Genomic DNA, 17700 nt, shown 5'->3' on the forward strand with positions numbered 1-17700 from the left:
TTTCTATTCCTTGTCGATCTGATGCAGGTCGATTCAGTTTCTCAATCTATGTACACTATTGTACACCATTTCATGAGAATTTCAAGCGAAATTTTCAATTTTCAGAAAATTTATTTTCAAAGAAAGTCAGTCCTAGAATGGACCGACGCTTTCTTTTATTTGATAGTAGCTGAAAAAACTTCTTGATCCGAAATGGTATCGTTGACAAAGGATCCATTGCTTGTTCTTTCAGAAATGCTTAATTGTGTCAAATCAACTTCTGTCACCTGACCTGTTGTAGAAGTGATCTGAATAATTTGATCTTGCTCTGCCACTTCTTCTTGGCTCGTAAAGAGATCAAAATCTCCCTGGTCAGTGAAGACTGGACCTGCCTTGAAGACACGGTGTGGTTTATTTTTCAGCTCACGCAAGACCTGTAGTCCCCGTTTAGCCCGACTGGTCACAGGAATATCGTCTTGTAACATCCGTTTGAGACTGCCTCGTTGAGTCAAAATGTACATGCTTGGAGTTGTCGACTTAAAGGCGGCAGCGACTTGATCTCCGTCTTTGAGGTTAATGGCTTTGACCCCTGCTGCTTTGGCTCCTACGACAGGGACCTCTTCAATATTGAAGCGCAACCCATACCCATTTTTAGTAATGATCATGATATCTTCAAGGACAACTGGCGCAACTGCTACGATACGGTCGTCTTGGTCTTTTAGCTTAGCGTACTTAGTCGATTTAGAACGATAGGTCCGCCATGGGCTCAATTCCTTGCGTTCAAAACGCTTGATTTGTCCTTGTTGAGTTGCTGCAAAATAAGTCACTCCTTCAAACTGATCCACAATCTCCGCAAAGAGAATTTCTTCCTCTTGCTCGAAATTGGTCAAGGTCTGACTGAGGTGTTCTCCGATATCCTTCCACTTGGTATCTGTCAATTCGTGAATTGGTCGATAAATGGCATTCCCCAAGTTGGTAAAGAGTAAGAGATGCTGAGTGGTCTTAGCAGGCTCTACGAAAATCAACTCGTCATCGTCTCGCTTACCGACTTCTTCCAATGTTGAGGCATTGAAAGAACGAGGCGAGGTCCGTTTGATATATCCAGCACGGGTTACGCTGACGAAGGTTTCTTCTTCGACAATAAGACTTGCTGTGTCAATCTCGATCGTTTTCGCAGTGTCTTGCAATTCACTGCGACGCGGATTCCCAAAGAGCTTCTTAACTTCACGCAATTCCTTCTTCATGAGGTTGAACATGGTTCGTTCATCCCCAATGATGGCTGCCAAGGTCGCGATTTGCTCCTTGAGACTGGCATGCTCTTCTTCCAAGGTCACGATATCGGTATTGGTCAAGCGGTACAATTGCAAGGTAACAATAGCTTCTGCTTGTTCTTCCGTGAAATCGTAGCTGACCTTGAGGTTTTCTTTAGCATCTGCCTTATTATCAGAAGCACGGATCAAGGCGATGACCTCATCGAGAATGGAAATGACGCGGATCAAGCCCTCTACGATGTGGAGGCGTCGTTCTGCCTTTTCCTTATCAAAGCGAGAACGAGCGACAATGATATCCCGACGGTGAGCAATGTAGCTAGAGAGAATCGGTACGATCCCAACTTGACGTGGTGTATAGTTATCAATTGCCACCATATTAAAGTTGTAGTTGACCTGCAAATCTGTATACTTGAACAAGTAGTTTAAGATCAAGTCTGCATTGGCATCTTTTTTGAGCTCAATGGCAATGCGAAGACCATCTCGGTCAGACTCATCCCGAACTTCTGCGATACCAGCCACCTTGTTGTTAACACGGACGTCGTCGATCTTCTTGACCAAAACAGCCTTGTTGATCTCATAAGGAATCTCGGTAACAACGATTTGCTGTTTACCGCTCTTAAGCTGCTCGATCTCTGTTTTAGAGCGAACAACCACCCGGCCCTTACCTGTTTCATAAGCTTTCTTGATCTCATCCCGGCCTTGGATAATGGCACCCGTTGGGAAATCAGGTCCAGGTAGAAACTCCATGAGTTTGTCTACCTTGGCAGATGGATGATCAATCATGTAGACCACGGCATCGATGACTTCAGCAAGGTTGTGTGGCGGAATATCTGTCGCGTAACCAGCTGAAATCCCTGTTGCCCCATTGACCAAGAGATTTGGAAAGGCTGCCGGTAAAACCGTTGGCTCTTTTTCTGTATCGTCAAAGTTCCAGGCAAATGGCACTGTATTCTTTTCGATATCTTGCAAAAGATAACCAGCGATTTCAGATAAACGCGCCTCGGTATAACGCATGGCTGCCGGTGGATCACCGTCCATGGAACCATTGTTTCCGTGCATTTCCACAAGGATCTCACGGTTTTTCCAGTCTTGAGACATGCGGACCATGGCATCATAGATAGAAGAATCCCCGTGAGGGTGGAAATTCCCCATGATATTACCGACAGACTTGGCAGACTTGCGGTAGCCCTTGTCATGTGTATTCCCGTCTTTATTCATTGAATAAAGAATCCGCCGTTGAACAGGTTTCAAGCCATCCCGAATATCAGGAAGAGCCCGTTCTTGAATAATGTATTTGGAGTAGCGACCAAAGCGCTCCCCCATGATGTCCTCCAGGGACATATTTTGAATATTAGACATAAGATACAAAGCCCTTAAAATACAAAGTGAAAATTAGAAATTTATCTTTTTCACACAGCACTCAGGGCGTGTTCAACTCCTTTCAAAGAATGTTGAGTAGTCTTTTAGGAAAAAGGAATTCGGTTACACCAAGTAACCAAACGTTCCTTTCTGATGTTTAAAATAAATTCATTAATGATTAGAAAGTTTCTCTTTAGCATAAAAAGTCATTTTCTCTGCAACTTCCATATCGTAAGTAAATCCCATCTTTTGGGCCAGAATTTGAGCTTCTCGATTGAATAGCCCCATGGTAGCAAATAAAGACTGAGTGATTTTATCGATACTAGATAAATCAAGCAGTGCTGAGAACTCCTTCTCTTGCCCGGTTGGTAGATACTGGAAGAGGTACTTGTAGTTCTTTCCGATATCAACTACTCCCCTATCGCTTGTCACCAGCCAAGCTAAGACCTTGAGGAGTTCTTGCTGACAAATGCCATAGAGGTGGTCGGTCGCATAGATAAGCTGATTTCTTCGAATGGCCTTGACAACATAAGCCGATACCCACCAAAATTCATTGCAGGATGCTGCAAATTCCTCTTCAGTAGGTGGAGCGGTCCAATAGCGCTTGGAATTAGGCTGATAGGCTTCAAACAAACCTTTGTCGTCTTTTATAACTTCAAAATTTGCTTCGCTGTCCACCCACTCTTGGGTATACTCTTTGGGACAGAGGGTCAAATCGATACGGTTGCCATCTTCAAAGAGCATGAGATACAGACGACGGTGTCCAAGGACATTGTGCTGTTCAATCAGACGAATTCCAAACTGGTCTAGCCAAGATAAATCAGATAACAAGTCGTTCAGATTCTCAACAATATAGACCACATCATAATCTTGAAACTCATCTTTGGGGACCTGAGGATTCGTTCGTGATCCGGATAAAGCAATTGCTTCTACTTCTAGAGTATCAGCTATTTGCAAAATTAGATTCATCATTTCTGTATCAGTTCTCATGTCGATTCCTTACCATTTCTACATCCCAGCTTATTTACTTTATAGTAGAAAGTGATTAAAATACCGTATTTTCTTCCAAGGTAAACTTAACATTGTCTTCAATCCATTGACGACGTGGTGCAGCCTTATCGCCCATTAGGACGGAGACACGGCGTTCTGCACGCGCTAAATCATCAATGGTGACACGGATCAAGGTACGAGTTTCTGGATTCATGGTCGTTTCCCAAAGCTGATCCGCATTCATTTCCCCCAACCCTTTGTAACGTTGAAGGGTTGCTCCACGGCCAAAGGTCCGACGCAACTCTTCTAATTCGCTATCTGTCCAAGCGTAAGCCACTTCTTCTTTCTTGCCTTTGCCTTTCGACATCTTATAAAGAGGAGGAAGCGCAATGTAGACATGCCCTGCTTCTACCAAAGGTCGCATATAGCGATAGAAGAAAGTTAGGAGCAGGGTTTGGATATGGGCTCCATCCGTATCAGCATCGGTCATGATGATGATCTTATCGTAGTTAGCATCTTCCACTGAGAAATCTGCCCCAACTCCAGCACCGATGGTGTAGATCATGGTGTTGATTTCCTCGTTTTTGAGGATATCACTCATATTGGCCTTCTCAGTATTAAGAACCTTCCCACGAAGTGGAAGAATCGCTTGGAACTTCCGGTCCCGTCCTTGTTTGGCAGAACCGCCGGCTGAGTCTCCTTCGACTAGATAGAGTTCGTTTTTCTTAGGATTTTTAGACTGGGCTGGTGTCAATTTACCAGATAAAAGTCCTTTGTCTTTTTTGCTCTTCTTGCCATTTCGGCTTTCATCCCGCGCTTTACGAGCGGCTTCACGCGCATCCCGGGCCTTAATAGCCTTACGAATGAGATTGGAAGCCAACTCCCCATTTTCCATGAGGAAGAAGGTCAATTTATCAGAAACAATGCTATCGACGACTGGACGAGCCAAGGGACTTCCTAATTTGTCTTTGGTTTGTCCTTCAAACTGCAAATGAGCTTCTGGAACCAAGATCGAAAGAACAGCGGAAAGACCTTCACGATAGTCTGATCCCTCTAGGTTCTTGTCTTTTTCTTTGAGAAGTCCTGTTTTTCTTGCATAGTCGTTCATAGCCTTGGTAATGGCTGTCTTGAGTCCTGTCTCGTGGGTTCCCCCATCCTTAGTGCGGACATTATTAACAAAGGACAAGATATTGTCGGAATAGCCATCATTGTATTGGAGAGCGACTTCTACTTGGAAGCCTTCTGATTCTCCATTAAAGTAAAGAACCGGCGTCAAGGTTTCCTTATCTTCATTTAAGTACTCAACGAAATCCTGAACCCCATTCTCGTAATGGAAGGCCACATAGTTGTCTTCTTCCTTACGTAGGTCTGTCAGCGTCAGAGTCACGTCTTTAAGCAAGAAGGCTGATTCTTTGATCCGTTCTGCAATGGTATTAAACTTGAAATCCGTCGTTGAGAAAATAGTTGGATCCGGCATGAAAGTAACCTTAGTCCCAGTCTTCGACTTAGGGGCCGTTCCTATCTTCTCAAGAGTGGTAACAGGCTTACCGCCATCTTCAAAGCGTTGCTTGTAGACCGCTCCATCACGAGTGATCTCAACCTCAAGCCAGCTAGAGAGAGCATTCACGACGGAAGATCCCACCCCATGGAGACCACCAGAGGTCTTATAGCCACCTTGACCAAACTTCCCTCCAGCGTGGAGAACCGTAAAGATAACCTCAACGGTTGGTTTGCCCATCGCATGCATCCCTGTCGGCATCCCCCGACCTTGGTCAGCTACAGATAGAGACCCGTCCTTATTAATGGTAACGTCAATTTGAGAACCAAAACCTGATAGAGCTTCATCGACGGCATTGTCGACAATTTCCCAGACCAAATGGTGGAGACCATTTCCATCTGTCGATCCGATATACATCCCTGGACGTTTACGAACCGCATCCAACCCTTCTAGTACCTGAATGGCATCGTCATTGTAATTATTAATGTTGATTTCCTTTTTAGACACAAGGAACCTCCTGTTTGTTCATCTTTTCTATATTACAGCTTTTTAGGAAATTTTGCAAAATTTTTCTTTCTTCCCTCCCTTTCAGTAGCCCATTTAAGTGCGATTAGCTTTAACCGACTATCCGATGTGACAATTATGGACGAAATTTTCTTTTTCATTCAAAGCAATTTTGATATAATGAAATTATGATGAAAACAATTCTTTTACTCGTATTAGCCTACTTATTAGGCTCTATCCCTTCTGGTTTGTGGATTGGGAAAGCCTTCTTTAACATCAATCTACGGGAACACGGTTCTGGAAATACAGGGACCACCAATACCTTCCGCATTTTAGGGACGAAGGCAGGTCTGGTCGTCTTTGCTGTTGATTTCCTCAAGGGAACCTTGGCTGTTTTATTGCCGACCATTTTTGGGGTTTCAGGAATTTCTCCTATGATCTTTGGTCTTTTAGCGGTCCTTGGGCACACCTTCCCGATTTTTGCAGGCTTTAAAGGAGGCAAGGCAGTAGCAACCAGTGCAGGGGTCCTCATCGGCTTCTCCCCTCTCTTTCTATTTATCTTAGCTATTTATTTCTTTACTAGCCTCTATTTGACAAGTATGATTTCCTTTTCAAGTGTGACGGTCGCTATTCTGGCCAGTATCGGAGTCCTCATCCTCCCACTGACTGGTTGGATTCTCCCAAGCTACGATCTGATTTTCACCATCGTCGTCCTCGCACTGGCGACCTTGATAATCATCCGCCACAAGGACAACATCAAACGAATCCTTAACAAGAATGAAAACATCGTCACTTGGGGCAAAAACATCACCCATCAAAAACAAAAAGGGGAGTAGGACAGAACGAATTTTGAATAAAAATCGTTCGTTGGCCCACCCCCGCAAGGCTGATTAGGTCATCTTTGGAGCTTAAAAGGCGAACAAAGATGCCAATCAGCTACTGCGTCTTGCAGTTATAACTATCATATATAAGAGACTGGACACTTTATGCCCAGCCTCTTTTTTATGTTCAATAATAGAAGGTTTTTAGAAGAAAGCAAAGAGGAGTCTCCCCTCCACTTCTTCTATAACTTCACTTTCAATAGTCTCTCTATTTCTTGATAAAGAATCTTTGTTGGCTGGTAGCCTTTGCTTTTCTGAGCAAGAGCCTTTAAGTGTGACCAATCTTCTCGAGAAACCAATTCATTAAATAAGCGCAAGACTTCAGATTCCGTCTTTTTACGAGAAACTAATCCTACTTGGAATAACTCAGCCCGAACCGCATTGTCAAACTGGTCATAGTCCTGGGGCAAAATCAGACTTGGAATGCCCTTTTCGATACAGCCCATCAGAATCCCTGCACCTGCATGATGAATGGCAAAGTCCATTTGATCCAGAACATCTGAATAAGGGAGGTAATCAAAGATCAGAAGATTCTCCGACAAGATCCTTGGTGTATGCTCCAAACCAGCAGAGTCGCCTAAGGTTACGTAGAAGACATAGTCAGGATATTCTTGGCTCAAAATCTTTGCCAACTCCACCATCTGCTCTTTTTCCCATTTTAAATGAGTCCCGCAAGTGACGAAAACTCGCATTTTAGAGGTCGTAAGATACTGCTTCTGTTCTTGGGGAAGTCGGTCAAAAGATAGACAGCGATAACCAACCCATTTGAGCTGGGGTGGAAAATCGTCTCGAAACTCCAACTCTTTCATGCCTAGAGCTAAGATTGAGTAGGGAGAGTAAACTGCTTCTGTTCCATCTTCACGGTACAATTTGAAGTCCGCTAGGGTAACGAGATTCTTCTTAACCAGCGCAAGTCCAACTTTCTTTGCCAGACGAATGACCTGCCTGCCCATTGCATCTCTCCACTTGTAGAATATTCCCTGGTGTGGTCTCCAGCCACCTAGATAAGCAGGGGTAGTCGTGCGACTCTCAATCGCCACTGGACTTGGAATGGTCGTAATCCAGGGGATTTCCAAACGATCTGCTAACATACCAGCAGGAGCTGCTACAAAATCTGCAATAACCAAGTCAGGTTTTCCCTCAGAGTTCCAAATTCGATTTATTTCGTCGAAAACTTCAGGGAGCAGTCTGCTATTGGCTATTAATTGTTGGTACATGATAAATAGATTTGCTTGCTTTGGTGTATTCGCTATATCTTCCATCACTGTCGGACGATCAGGAAACAAGGCAAGGCAGTCAAAACCAATCTGCTCAACCAATGTCTTTTTCTGAAAACCTGTAATGACACGGATCTGAAAACGCGGATCCTCTAGCAAGGGCTTCACCAGAGTCAAGGTTGGAAATAAATGGCCACTAAAGGGAACGCTAATCACATCGATTTTTATCACTTTGTCTAATCCAGTCATAGATGATTCCTTTCACATCTTTTCTGTATTCATAGCTATAATGATCCGTATCCACTTGAATATCCGCTGAGTGGCGATCAAGAATACGTGAATAAGGATCTTTCTTTCCTTTGATGACTAGCAGTTCTATATCCTTTTGACTTAAGAGAAGCTGGGATACAGGTCCAAGCGCTATCACGCGCAATCTTGGAAGGGTGACCTGATTGCCTAAACTTCTGAGCCACTGGGTCAGCATATTGACCCCTGAACTCTTACAAACAAGAACTACTTCCTGCGCTTCCAACAAGGGAGACAAGTGCTCCTGTAACAACTTTAGGAAACGCGGGTTCAATATCGTATGCCAATAGTAGATGATATTGGACGTAGCAGCCGACAAGAGGGATACCTGAGGAAACTCTATGTGTTCAAAATCTTGATTGAAGGGGAAATTACTGGCTACTACTGAATAGCCAGATGGACAAATAGCATGGAGGAGATCTAGTTGTCCAGCTGTCAGCCCAGCACAAGTGATATCACTGCTCCCACTGAGAAAGAGAACCAAGCGATTAGAGTCTAGCATGGTCTGATCAAGAGATAAAGCAGACAAACGGTCTAGATAGGACTTCATCTTACTCATAACGAATCTTTCCATCCGTCACTCGAATCTTCCGCCCCCGCCAATGAATCACAGGAGGTGTCATTAGAACATAGACAAACAGCCAAGGAAGCAGGAGATCATTCAGCACTTCGTAGGTGACTTCATCCAAGTATAAGCGATTGGTTAGAATGCTTTGTCGATAGAGGAGCATCCATACGGCCTTGAACAATAGTAAGCTAAAGGCCAGAAGAAAATACGGCCACCCTAAAAAAAGACTTAGGATCAAACCTGGAAGAGGCAGAAAACTCGGTAAACCTATGAGACAAAAGACCTTCCAGTCCAGGTGTTCTTTGAGATAGATAGAGCTAAAGAGAAGCCACCGCTTCATCTGGAGCAGGTATTGGTTGGCGTCCTTGATAGTGGTTCGAACATTACAGGTAACCCGCGTTTGGATAATGGATACTCCTTTACTCCTTAAAAAATCGGCCACAGCTAAATCATCACATAGATAGTCCTTAATCGCTGTGAAGAGCCCCTGATCTTTTGCAAGTTCTACCGGTAGGATATAAAACATCCCGTTGATGGAGTGATTTGCCTCAACTTCTGCCATGGTAAAATAGGTGATAAAAGAATTACCATTAACGAATGCTGCAACCAGCTTGGACCAGAAGTTACTTCTTTCTTGGTTATAGGGAATACCTGTCAGAATGACCTCTTGACCTAGATAGGTAGTCAGCTCACCCATTTTAGAAAAATCAATAACACTATCATCGTCCAAAACAATCAGATAAGGTCGGGTCAGCTCCTCTACAACCTGCTCAATCTTGTAACTCTTGGGATTAATCCCCTGAGGGACGTCTTCAATGAGAAAGATTCGAATGCGTTGGGCAAAGGAAGCCTCTTGGCAAATCTGATCTGCTACTCGCTGGGCTTCTGTATCAGACTGGTCGATCAACCAGTAGAACTCCACTGATTCTGTTTGCTGGAGATTAGCCCGCAAATCATTCGCTAAACGAGGATCCCCAGAGAGGATGGGTTGGACCACTGTAAAAAGCTCTTCTGGGAAGTCCGCAATATGAGACTGGCCTTTTTTATAATAAATGAAGGACAGCAACCAACGAATGAGAAATAAGAGAAGATAAGCAAGGCCTAAAAATATAAATATAAATTTCATCTATTAAGTCCCTTTCGTAAATACCTTGCAAGGAGACGAATGATCCATCTTTGGGGAAGCAGACCACCTAGCAAAACGAGCAAGCGATAGCGAAGGCCGATAACAGCATAGGAAGTATCTCTTTCTATGAATCGAATCAACTGCTGAGCGACTTTCTCAGGCTTCATCTGCAAGCGACTTCCTCCCAATGCTTCTACTAGTTTAGGAGGAAAAATACCTGTTTGGACTGGTCCAAGAATATAAAGACCTAGCTGGACCGGAGAATCTAATTGACTTAGTTCCTCCTGGAGAGCAAGAGTGTAGGTCTGCAAGGCAGCCTTGCTGGAACTGTAGGCTGCTAGATAGGGATGAGGATAAAGGGCAGCCAGAGATGACAGCTGGACCAGCTGGATCTTCTGATTTTTCTGCACTAACTTCTTGATTAGGTGGACAGGAGCATGGTAATTGATTTGCCAGAGATCTTGCTCTTTTGCTGTGGCTAGATGGTTACCTTGGGAAAAATACGCTACCCCTGCACAATTGACGAGGAGATCTGCATCTAGGTTATCTACAAAAGCTTCTAGAGCCATTTGATCTAGCATATCTAATGCTAGGATTGACAGTTGCGCCTTGCTCCCAGTTAGTTCTTCTTGGACTTGGGAGAGTCTGTCTGAATCCCGACCTACTAAGACCAGATGATCCAGCCTTCTTGCCAATTCTTTCGCTAGCTGCCGGCCAATCCCTCCTGTAGCTCCTAAAATGATCGCTTTATTAATTGTATCTTCCATCTTCATAGCTCTAGTGTACCAAATTTCGATTAGATAGAAAACTCCTACTGCCATTCTTCAACATTTAATGTACAATCTATACCTTAAAAAAATGAGAGATTTACTTTTAATCATTGAAATATGGATTGAAATAATATATAATACCTTGAATACAAAATAAGTGAGGGATTTTTATGAAATTCTATTCATATGATTACGTACTGAGTCAAATTAGCCAGCAAAATTGGATCATGGTGATGATGTCCATTCTCTTAGTGTTGGTAACGGCTTTTTTTTGCCTTTAAGGCATTTAAGGATAAACGCGGAAGTAAGTTCCGTGAATTATCAATCATTTCTATCTTATTATTAGTGGCCGTTGTTTTGATTGGTATTTCAAATTTCCAAAGCAATCAGTCCAACGACAATCAATTCCGTAGCTCTTTGCACTTTATCGAAGTCGTTTCAAAAGAGTTAGGAGTTGATAAAGAAAATGTCTACGTCAATACTTCAGCGACAACCGATGGAGCTATTATCAAGGTAGACAAGCAATTCTATCGCGCTATTAGCGGAACAGACCCGGATAGCTATTTACTTGAAAAAATGGACTTATATAAAACAGATGTAGAACTGGTGGAGGTTGAAAAATGATAAGCTTTTTTGCTACAATTGCGATTAAATTGGCCTTGGGGCTTCTGTCTCTTGTTTTTGTTATCAATGTAACAGGTAAAGGAAATCTAGCACCAAGTTCTGCAGTAGACCAAATACAGAACTTTGTTCTCGGGGGTATTATCGGCGGGGTCATCTACAATAGCTCGATTACCATCCTTCAATATGTCGTCATCCTCATCATCTGGACGATTTTGATTCTGTCACTCAAATGTCTTAATACCAATGTTTACTTCATCAAACATCTGATTGATGGAAAACCAACTATTATCATAAAAAACGGAAAATTAGATCCAGAAGCTTGTCGCTCAAAAGGCCTTTCTGCTTCTGACGTCGCTCTTAAGTTGCGCTCTCAAGGGGTCTTCCAATTGAAAGAAGTCAAAAGAGCCGTCATCGAACAAAATGGCCAACTCATAATCGTTCGAATGGGAGATGAAAATCCCAAATACCCAATCATTACAGATGGTGTAGTCCAAGTAGAAATCTTAGAGTACATCGGTAAAACTGAAGAATGGCTTATGGCCGAACTGAATAAAAAAGGATTTGAAAATGTCGATGACATCTTTATCGCTGAGTACGACAAGGGTGAGATTAATGTCGTGACTTATTAAAGTTGGAAATCAGCTATTCGATAAAATAGACAAGTAAAAGGTCGTTACGAACTGTAACGACCTTTTTTCTATCTTTTAATAGTACTCCCCTTGGCGGTAGTTCCAAGAGTTGAAATGATCAGATAAGTGCATCATGATCTTGTCGATATCCAATCCCTTACGGATCACGACTGGGCAAGTATTGACAGAACGGCTACCTGCTCCTTGTTCTGGGATGAGTTTTCCTTCTGCATCAACCATAGAAACCATCACTCCTTGTTCATAGCGAGTTTCAATAGTCTTGTCTGGTTGGATAGAGGCTACATAATCATCGGCTTCGATGACCAAATCCACGGCACCTTCGATTCGCTCTCCGATTCCCTCGACTTTCCCACGATTTCCTTTACCAGATGGGTTAGCTGAAGAGGCATAAACCATTTTGCCTTCTTTTTCCCACATTTCTTTGGCGATTTGCTCACCAGCTTTACCGAATTTGATGACAAAACAGCTGGTTCCACGAACATCTGTCATGAGTTCTTCACGTCCATCGCCGAAGGCTTGTAATTTGGCATAGGCATCTTCACGCCAAGGAAGGATACAACCAAGCAAGATATCTTCATCCCAATGTTTTTGGTAGAAGGCTTCGATTTCAGGATTCAATTGCGCAAGGGCACGAAGTTCATCCATACTTCCGCAAAGAACGACACCTGGTTTGTTGCGGTTACGTTCTTTGGCTTCAAACTTGCGTTCCAAGCCAGCCTTGTCGCTGGTCATGATGATGTAGCCGACTTTGGTAGGGCAGACGATACAACCACCCTCGCCTTTAAGAATGTCAAATCCTTCTTGTGAAAGTGTTCCGTCCCATTGAATGTGTTTTGTCATAAATTTCGTCCTCTTCTATTTCTTTTTTTCTATTCTATCAAAATTCCAAAAAAGCTTCAATATATTTTCTGAAAATTCTTAATTAACTATACAATTTTTATTGCCAATAGGCGGGCCGTTGCTTTTCATAAGCGGTGATCAAGTCTTCGTACTGAAGTGTAATCCCAATATCATCCAAACCATTGAGCAATTTGTGCTTCCAATCCCCATCGATCTCAAAGCTAAACTCTCCTACAGGCGAGATGATCTTCTGCTCTTCCAAATCCACTGTGACTGGATCTGTCGGCTTCAAGCTTGCCAATTTTTGACGAACCTCTAGCGGTTGGACAATCGGAAGCATGCCATTATTGAGCTCATTATTGTAATGGATATCTCCGAAGGATCCGGCGATGACGACTTTAAAGCCATAATCAGCCAAGGCCCAGGCTGCATGTTCCCGAGAGGAACCTGCCCCAAAATTGTCACCAGTGATCAAAATGGTTGCCTTGCGGTATTCCAGCTTATTAAAGATAAATGTTGGATCCTCGGTATAGTGATCGTCCAAATAGCGCCAAGCATACATGAGGTATTTGCCAAAGCCTTTTTTATCAATCAGCTTTAAGAATTGCTTGGGGAGGATTTGGTCGGTATCGATATTATCGTTCATTAAGGGAACGGTTGTCCCCGTATAAATGGTAAATTTCTCCATGATTCCTCCTTTACTGGACTTCGGGCATTTGGCGCACATCGACAAAGCGTCCTGCTATTGCCGCTGCAGCTGCCATAGCAGGGCTACAGAGATGGGTCTTGGCCCCAAACCCTTGGCGGTCTTCAAAATTTCGGTTGCTGGTAGAGGCACAGTGGACCCCATCTGGAACCTTATCTGGATTCATTCCTAGACACATAGAGCAACCTGGATCACGCCATTCAAAGCCTGCATCTATAAAGATCTTGTCCAAGCCTAACTTTTCAGCAGCCTGCTTAACCGGACGAGAACCAGGTACGACAATGGCTGTTAAGTTGGGCGCAATCTTTTTGCCTTTCACAAACTTGGCTGCCAACTCCAAATCGCTGAGACGCGCGTTGGTACAAGATCCGATAAAGATATAGCCTAATTCAATGTCTGCTGGTTTTTGGCCAGGTTCTAGATCCATATAATGATAGGCCCGCTCATCATTCATGTCACGAATCTCTGGAAAGGAAGTTTCAAAGTCCACTCCCATGGAAGGATTGGTCCCCCAAGTCACCATCGGAGCAAGATTAGATACATCCATACGGATGACCTTATCATAAACGGCGTCGTCATCACTAACCAGAGTCTTCCAATCAGCTACTGCGGTCTCAAAATCATCTGGCACACATTCGCGTCCTCGGAGGTAGTCAAAGGTCGTCTCATCTGGATTCATGATCCCCATTTTTGACCCGAACTCGATCGACATGTTACAGATGGTCATGCGTTCTTCCATAGTCAAGCGATCAATTGCTTCTCCCCGATACTCTACGACATAGCCAACTCCACAAGCGACGCCGTAGCTCGCTATCAAAGCTAGGATGTAATCCTTTGAATAGATCCCTTTTTGTGGGGTTCCGGTGAATTCAACCAACATTTTCTTGGGTTTGACTTGCCAGATGGTTTGGGTGGCAAAGACATGCTCCACTTCACTGGTTCCAATCCCAAAGGCAATGGCACCAAAGGCTCCATGGGTTGCGGTATGGCTGTCTCCACAGACAATAAATTTTCCAGGCTGGGTCCGACCGGTTTCAGGGCCCACCATATGAACGATTCCTTGCTTAGCAGAACCATGGGCAGCATGATCAATCCCAAAGTCCACCACGTTCTCAGCCAATTTATCAATCTGGGCTTTTGAAATCACATCTCGAATATCAAAAATATTGACCGTTGGAACATTGTGATCAAAGGTTCCAAAGGTTAAATCGGGTCGTCGAACCTTGCGTCCTGCGTCCCGTAATCCTTGAAAGGCTTGCGGACTCGTCACTTCGTGGATGTAGTGTTGGTCCACATACATGAGTTGGGGTTGCCCTTCCACTCCTGTAATCACGTGGCGGTCCCAAAGTTTATCAAAGATAGATTTTCCACTCATCATCTTTCTCCATTTATCTTCTTGTTAGGAAATCCATTGAAGGAATAGAAAGAGGGCACCTGCTAAAAGAAGGCTACTGCCCCACCAGGTGGCTTGAAAATACCATTTCCGCACCTTGTGGTGAAAGAGATATCCACCTAGTAGAGCTCCGAATCCACCAAGCACCCAGCTCTCGAGTAACAGGACCTTTTCAGGAATCCGCCACCTCTTTTGGATAGCTTTTCGTTTATCTAAACCATAGGTCAGAAATACGATACTATTCCAAATAGCAATAAGAACTAAACAGCGATCTCTCCATGTCATCTTAGAGATTCCCAATAATGGCTGCAGTCATCTCTGCAGTAGAAGCCTGACCACCTAGATCTCGCGTCAAGATTCCTTGATTCAAGGTTTGATTGACAGCTTCTTCGATCATTTCTGCACCTGCTGTTTCTCCAAAACTGTCTCGGAGCATCATGGCAACGGACAGGATCATGGAAATCGGATTGGCAATGCCTTGACCTGCAATGTCAGGTGCTGAACCATGAATTGGTTCGTACATACTTGGTCCTTGGTCAGAATGACTGGCAGATGGCATCACGCCTAGTGTTCCAGGAAGGACGCTCGATTCATCAGATAAGATATCTCCGAATAGATTTTCTGTCACTACAACATCAAAGCGGGCTGGATTGGTAATCATGATCATGGCCGCACTATCGACAAGCTGGTGCTCTAAGGTCACATCTGGAAATTCTTTAGCAACTTCTTCTGCCACTTGGCGCCACAATTTAGAAGTTGCAAGGACATTTTGCTTATCGATACTGGTCACTTTCTTACCACGTCCTTGCGCGATCTTGAAGGCTTGGCGCATAATCCGACGGATTTCTTCTGTACTGTAATCATTGATATCGCGTGCTGTATCTTCTTTTAAGATATGGTCTCCGAAGTAAATCCCACCTGTCAATTCACGTACGACCACAAAGTCGACACCCTCGATACGCTCTGGTTTCAAAGGAGACAAGTGTTTCAAAGCATCAAAAATCCGTACAGGACGAATATTTGCAAAGAGATTTAATTCCTTGCGAATAGCGAGCAGGCCTTGTTCTGGACGAACAGGAGCATTGTCATACTCAGGACTCCCGATAGCCGCGAGAAGAATAGCATCCGCTCCTTTAGCTGCTTTTAGAGTATCTTGGGGAAGTGGGTGGCCAGCGGCATCAATCCCAGCACCCCCAAAAGGTTTGTCTTCAAGACTATAATCAAAGCCGATTTTGGGAGCGACGGCTGCGAGGACCTCTAGTCCAGCTGCCATGATCTCAGGGCCAATCCCATCTCCTGCAAGTGTTACAATTTTCTTTGTCATGTTCATTTCCTCTTAGGCTTGTGGAAGATCACGGTAGGAGACAGCTCGTCCCATCTCACCCGCATTCTCTTTTTGAACCAGCGTGTTGGCATTGATATAAGCGATGGCAGAGGCTTTCAATACGTCAAAGTCCAAACCAGAGGCATTGAAAATCGTATCTGTATCGACATTTTCCACAGATACTAAGACACGGGCTTGGGCATCGATCCCATCAGTCACTGCATCGATATTATAAGATGTCAAGCGAACAGTTTGGTTGAAGAATTTATCAATTGCATTAAAGATCGCCTCAACCGACCCTTGACCATTGGCAAGGAATTCAAGTACTTCCCCTTCTTCATTGCTGAGGCTAACCGCCGCTGTAATCGTTTCGTCAGCATTGGTGGTCAAGCGGAGATCATTAAATTGGAATCCTTCTGGATTTTCCACTGCTGTACCGGCAACAAGGGCTCGGATATCGGCATCTGTGATCTCGTGTTTCTTGTCTGCCAGAGATTTGAACTTCGCAAACAATGGCTTGATGTCTTCTTCTGTGAAATCCAGTCCCAACTCATGCAATTTTTCGACAAAGGCATGGCGACCAGACAACTTTCCAAGAGGGAGGCTATTGCTCTTAACACCCACCAACTCAGGTGTGATGATTTCATAGGTAAGAGGGTTTTTAAGGACCCCATCTTGGTGAATCCCAGACTCGTGTGAGAAGGCATTGCCACCAACAACCGCCTTGTTTTTAGGAATTGGAATACCAGAGTAACGAGAGACCAACTCAGAAGTATTGATAGTTTCATTAAGGACAATTGGACTTTCCACCTGGTAATAGTCTTCACGGATATTGAGAGCAACCGCTACTTCTTCAAGCGCCGCATTGCCGGCCCGCTCCCCGATCCCATTAATGGTTCCTTCGACACGACGGGCACCATTTTTAACAGCAGCGAGGCTATTTGCCACGGCCATACCTAGGTCATCATGGCAATGAGGTGAATAGATAATCTCGCGGTCTGTCTTGACATGGTCGATCAAGTATTTGAAAATGGCTCCGTACTCTGCTGGTGTCGTGAAACCGACTGTATCAGGAATATTGATGTAGCTAGCACCAGCATCGACTGCAGTCTGGACAACTTGCAAGAGGAAATCCAATTCTGTCCGGGTCGCATCTTCGGGAGAGAATTCCACAATCTCAAATTTTGAGCGAGCGTAAGAAACGTGCTCTTTGATCGCTTCAAGAATTTCTTCCTTGGTCTTGTTGAGTTTAAACTCCCGGTGAATCGGACTCGTTGCGATAAAGACGTGAATTTGTGGATACTTAGCATCCTTCAAAGCTTCATAACAAGCATCGATATCGGATTTAACGGAGCGAGCCAAACCTGTCACAGCAGTCTTGGTCAAGACCTTGGCAATCTCCTGCACAGCTGTGAAGGAATCCGGACTAGCTGCAGGAAAACCTGCTTCAATAGCAGAAATGCCCCATTTTTCCAATTGCTTGGCAATGGCAATCTTTTCTTTGATAGAGAAATTAACTCCTGGAGTCTGTTCGCCATCCCGAAGGCTGGTATCTAAAAATTCAACTTTACGCATAGGGTCTCCTCATTTCTATGTAGTGGATATAAAGAAAAACATCTCACTCGGTTAACCAAGCGAGATGTTTTTGCCCGCTTGGTAAGCCAAACAGGACTAATGCTTCTGCACTAGCCCTT

Annotated in this window: 15 protein-coding genes and 1 pseudogene; 3 read left to right on the forward strand and 13 right to left on the reverse strand. The window is 44.0% G+C overall.

Annotation, left to right across the window (positions count from 1 at the left end):
• Window positions 1-155: 155 nt before the first annotated feature.
• From parC to parE, 3 genes are all read right to left on the reverse strand, one after another.
• On the reverse strand, window positions 156-2609 hold the full coding sequence (parC, locus tag SM121_RS07190; RefSeq protein WP_320910733.1) for a DNA topoisomerase IV subunit A: 2454 nt from the start codon (window positions 2607-2609) through the stop codon (window positions 156-158).
• A 171-nt stretch (window positions 2610-2780) separates the two neighbouring features.
• Window positions 2781-3599 (reverse strand): aminoglycoside 6-adenylyltransferase, encoded by an 819-nt coding sequence (locus SM121_RS07195; protein ID WP_320910734.1) that lies wholly within the window; start codon window positions 3597-3599, stop codon window positions 2781-2783.
• 55 nt (window positions 3600-3654) lie between these two features.
• Window positions 3655-5604: a DNA topoisomerase IV subunit B gene (gene parE, locus SM121_RS07200; protein WP_320910735.1), complete on the reverse strand. Its 1950-nt coding sequence runs from the start codon at window positions 5602-5604 to the stop codon at window positions 3655-3657.
• A 188-nt stretch (window positions 5605-5792) separates the two neighbouring features.
• Here parE and plsY point away from each other — a divergent pair, with 188 nt between their 5' ends.
• The gene (gene plsY / locus SM121_RS07205) at window positions 5793-6437 is read left to right on the forward strand and encodes a glycerol-3-phosphate 1-O-acyltransferase PlsY (RefSeq protein ID WP_023023133.1); all 645 of its coding nucleotides are present in this window, start codon (window positions 5793-5795) and stop codon (window positions 6435-6437) included.
• Between the two features lie 227 nt (window positions 6438-6664).
• Here plsY and SM121_RS07210 read toward each other — a convergent pair whose 3' ends face one another.
• From SM121_RS07210 to SM121_RS07225, 4 genes are read right to left on the reverse strand one after another with little or no spacing between them, the layout of a single operon-like run.
• Window positions 6665-7948, reverse strand: a complete 1284-nt coding sequence (locus SM121_RS07210) for a glycosyltransferase (RefSeq protein WP_123159222.1) — start codon at window positions 7946-7948, stop codon at window positions 6665-6667.
• Window positions 7908-8564, reverse strand: coding sequence for a hypothetical protein (locus SM121_RS07215; protein WP_320910736.1), 657 nt, complete (start codon window positions 8562-8564; stop codon window positions 7908-7910). Before SM121_RS07215 ends, SM121_RS07210 begins: the two co-directional genes overlap by 41 nt.
• Entirely contained in the window at window positions 8557-9699 is a 1143-nt protein-coding gene (locus SM121_RS07220) for a glycosyltransferase (RefSeq protein ID WP_320910737.1), read from the reverse strand. The genes SM121_RS07215 and SM121_RS07220 overlap by 8 nt, the downstream gene beginning before the upstream one ends.
• Window positions 9696-10472, reverse strand: coding sequence for an SDR family NAD(P)-dependent oxidoreductase (locus tag SM121_RS07225; RefSeq protein ID WP_320910738.1), 777 nt, complete (start codon window positions 10470-10472; stop codon window positions 9696-9698). Before SM121_RS07225 ends, SM121_RS07220 begins: the two co-directional genes overlap by 4 nt.
• Window positions 10473-10639: 167 nt before the next feature.
• On the opposite strand from SM121_RS07225, the pseudogene SM121_RS07230 reads away from it, so the two are divergent.
• Together SM121_RS07230 and SM121_RS07235 are read left to right on the forward strand one after the other, a co-directional pair.
• Window positions 10640-11093: pseudogene (locus SM121_RS07230) on the forward strand (DUF3290 family protein).
• A complete protein-coding gene (locus SM121_RS07235) occupies window positions 11090-11722 on the forward strand; it encodes a DUF421 domain-containing protein (RefSeq protein WP_023026770.1) in 633 nt (210 codons plus the stop codon). Before SM121_RS07230 ends, SM121_RS07235 begins: the two are co-directional and overlap by 4 nt.
• A 75-nt stretch (window positions 11723-11797) precedes the next feature.
• Here the strand turns inward: SM121_RS07235 and SM121_RS07240 are convergent, their stop codons facing one another.
• The 6 genes from SM121_RS07240 to SM121_RS07265 form a co-directional block, all read right to left on the reverse strand.
• Window positions 11798-12583 carry an L-threonylcarbamoyladenylate synthase gene (locus SM121_RS07240; RefSeq protein ID WP_006596430.1) on the reverse strand — a complete coding sequence of 262 codons (786 nt, stop codon included), beginning with the start codon at window positions 12581-12583 and terminating at the stop codon, window positions 11798-11800.
• 97 nt (window positions 12584-12680) lie between these two features.
• The gene (leuD, locus tag SM121_RS07245) at window positions 12681-13271 is read right to left on the reverse strand and encodes a 3-isopropylmalate dehydratase small subunit (RefSeq protein ID WP_320910739.1); all 591 of its coding nucleotides are present in this window, start codon (window positions 13269-13271) and stop codon (window positions 12681-12683) included.
• Window positions 13272-13281: 10 nt separating this feature from the next.
• The gene (gene leuC, locus SM121_RS07250; protein WP_320911324.1) at window positions 13282-14664 is read right to left on the reverse strand and encodes a 3-isopropylmalate dehydratase large subunit; all 1383 of its coding nucleotides are present in this window, start codon (window positions 14662-14664) and stop codon (window positions 13282-13284) included.
• A gap of 24 nt (window positions 14665-14688) precedes the next feature.
• On the reverse strand, window positions 14689-14967 hold the full coding sequence (locus SM121_RS07255) for a DUF1294 domain-containing protein (RefSeq protein ID WP_320910740.1): 279 nt from the start codon (window positions 14965-14967) through the stop codon (window positions 14689-14691).
• A gap of 1 nt (window position 14968) precedes the next feature.
• Entirely contained in the window at window positions 14969-16006 is a 1038-nt protein-coding gene (leuB, locus tag SM121_RS07260; RefSeq protein WP_151379055.1) for a 3-isopropylmalate dehydrogenase, read from the reverse strand.
• 12 nt (window positions 16007-16018) lie between these two features.
• Window positions 16019-17581, reverse strand: coding sequence for a 2-isopropylmalate synthase (locus SM121_RS07265; protein ID WP_155171748.1), 1563 nt, complete (start codon window positions 17579-17581; stop codon window positions 16019-16021).
• Window positions 17582-17700: the final 119 nt, after the last annotated feature.

The sequence above is a fragment of the Streptococcus sp. S1 genome, assembly GCF_034137685.1.
GTDB lineage: Bacteria > Bacillota > Bacilli > Lactobacillales > Streptococcaceae > Streptococcus > Streptococcus dentalis.